Source organism: Thermoanaerobaculia bacterium (assembly GCA_035260525.1).
In the GTDB taxonomy this organism is placed as follows: domain Bacteria; phylum Acidobacteriota; class Thermoanaerobaculia; order UBA5066; family DATFVB01; genus DATFVB01.
On sequence record DATFVB010000157.1, the window covers coordinates 1 to 2,770 of the forward strand.

The 2,770-nt window shown below is 70.3% G+C and carries 2 protein-coding genes; both read right to left on the reverse strand.

All coding sequences use genetic code 11. The annotated features are described in order from the left end of the window. Positions 1 to 541: 541 nt before the first annotated feature. Complete coding sequence (guaA, locus tag VKH46_07625) at positions 542 to 2,083, reverse strand: glutamine-hydrolyzing GMP synthase (protein ID HKB70698.1); 1,542 nt, start codon at positions 2,081 to 2,083, stop codon at positions 542 to 544. Continuing rightward, a complete protein-coding gene (locus tag VKH46_07630) occupies positions 2,080 to 2,583 on the reverse strand; it encodes a hypothetical protein (protein ID HKB70699.1) in 504 nt (167 codons plus the stop codon). The genes guaA and VKH46_07630 overlap by 4 nt, the downstream gene beginning before the upstream one ends. Positions 2,584 to 2,770: the final 187 nt, after the last annotated feature.

Genomic DNA, 2,770 nt, shown 5'->3' on the forward strand with positions numbered 1-2,770 from the left:
CGCGTATCGCCGCGCCCTCGAAACCTGGCTGACGAGGGCGGAAGGTTCTCGGTTGGATCGATGGTGAGGCGCGGCCAGACGTGCGGGAAGACGGATTCGGCGGGCCGGCCGGCGGCTAAGGCGTACCGAGAGCGTACGTCGTGCCGGCGGCCGGCCCGACGGACCCGTATAACCGCGCGTATCGCCGCGCCCGCCCCCGATAGATCGCGAAGCTGTCGATCCCAGTTGGACACACCGACGAGGCGCGGCGAGGCGCGAGCCCGGCGGGATGCGGGCGGACGGGCCGGCGGCGAAGGCGTAGTGGTGAACCTACGTCGAGCCGCCGGCCGGCCTGTTCGCGCCCGCCCGGCTCGATGCATCGCCGCGCCTCGATGGATCGCGAGACTGTCGATTTCCATTGGACACACCGACGAGGCGCGGCGAGGCGCGAGCCCGGCGGGATGCGGACAGACGGCCGGCGGCGAAGGCGTAGTGGTGAACCTACGTCGAGCCGCCGGCCGGCCTGTTCGCGCCCGCCCGGCTCGATGCATCGCCGCGCCGGCTACTCCCACTCGATGGTGCCCGGGGGCTTGGACGTGACGTCATACACCACCCGGTTGATCCCGCGCACCGTGCCGACGATCCGGCGCGCGATCGCGTCGAGCACGTCGTGCGGCATCCGGAACCAGTCGGCCGTCATGAAGTCGGAGGTCGACACGCAGCGGATGGCGAGCACGTTCTCGTAGGTCCGCTCGTCTCCCATCACCCCGACGGTTTTGACGGGAAGGAGCACCGCGAAAGCCTGCGCGATCGCGTCGTAGAGCCCCGCGGAGCGGATCTCGTCGAGGAGGATCTCGTCGGCCTCCTGGAGGATCGCCACACGGTCGGGCGTGACCTCGCCGGGAATCCGCACCGCGAGGCCCGGACCGGGGAACGGGTGCCGTCCGAGGAAATGCCTCGGCAGGCCGAGCTCCGCGCCGAGCGCGCGGACCTCGTCCTTGAAGAGCTCCCGCACCGGCTCGATCAGCTCGAGGCCGAGCTTCTCCGGGAGCCCTCCCACGTTGTGATGCGACTTGATGACCTGGGAGGGACCCTTGAGCGAGACGGACTCGATGACGTCGGGATAGAGCGTCCCCTGCGCGAGATAGCGGACGTCGGGAAAGCGGCGCGCTTCCTTCTCGAAGACCTCGATGAACGCCGCGCCGATCACCTTGCGCTTCTTCTCGGGATCGGTCACCCCGGCGAGCCGCTCGAAGAAAAGCGCGGAGGCGTCGACCGCGTCGATCTGCATCCCGAACCTCTCGAAGGCGGCGACCACCCGCTCGCGCTCCTTCATGCGGAGGAGCCCGTGGTCGACGAAGATGGGCACGACCCGGTCGCCCAGCGCTTCGCGCAGGAGGACCGCCGTGACCGAGGAGTCGACGCCCCCGGAGAGCGCGCAGATCACACGCCCCTCGGGGGCCCGCCGGCGGATCGCTTCCACCTGGTGCTCGCGGAACGAGCTCATCGTCCACTCGGGCCTGGCGCCGCAGATCCCGAAGAGGAAGTTCTCGAGGACGAGGGCGCCGTTCTCGGTGTGGCGCACCTCGGGATGGAACTGGATCCCGTAGATCCGCCGCCCGGCGTCTTCGAACGCGCCGATCGGGGCCGATTCCGTGTACCCGGTGACCGCGAACCCGTGCGGGACGCGCGAGACGAAATCGCCGTGCGACATCCAGACGGTCTCGCGCGATCCGAGCCCCGCGAAGAGCGCCGACCCGGCGGCGGGCACGAACTCCGCGCGCCCGTACTCCCTCCCGGGCGCCTTCTCGACTTCGCCGCCGAGCTCCTGTGCGAGGAGGTCCATTCCGTAGCAGACGCCCAGCAGCGGCCGGCCGAGACCGGTCACGGGAAACGAAGGGCGCGGTGCGTCGGGCGCGTAGACGCTCTGCGGCCCGCCGGAGAGGATGACCCCCCACGGATCCCACCGCTCGATCTCCTCGCGGGTGGCCGTCGGCGCAAGGACGACGGAATAGACCTTCGCCTCCCGCACCCGCCGCGCGATCAGCTGCGTGTACTGCGATCCGAAGTCGAGGATGACGATCGCGCGCGGCCGGCCGCTCATTCCCGGATCCGGAGGAAACCCGCGACCGGGAGCGAGACCGCGATCGCGGGAATCGGCGCGAGGAGGCCCGCGAGGAACGGCGCGACGGCGACCACCGCGACCCCGACGGGGCTCTCCGTCTTGAGGCGCCGCTGCACCGCGCCCGCGGATCCTCCGAAGATCCCGGAGAGCAGGAACAGGAAGAACACGCACGCGCGGGAGAACGACCGATGCAGCGGCCCCGGGGAGCGCTTCCTTTTTCCGAACAGGACGCGCTCGGCGAAGACGACGAGGAGGACCAGGACGAGCCAGAGCGCGTACGGCAGGAGGAAGAGCGCCGCGCTCTGGAAGAAGAAGGAGATCTCCGGCGATTTCGGCAGCCGGTCCGCGCCGATCCACTCCCCGATGAACGGAAGCGCCCCGAGCCCCGGGTCCTGGGGGCCGTGGCCGATCAGGAAGACGAACGCGGCGACGAGAAAACCGGCGGGCAGCAGGAGCGCGCAGTTCCTCAGAAACGTCACGATGCGGACGGAATATATCAGGAGGCGCGCCCCAAGCCGCATTCGCCCAGGCTTCGGCGGATCGCACCGGAATCCCATGGAGTTCCCGTCATCGAAGAAGGGCTGCCGCGCTGCGACTCGCACCGCGGGAGCGGAGGGGTGCCCGTCCGCGCGGTGGAGTTGCTCGTTCGACGAGCCGCGCGACGGG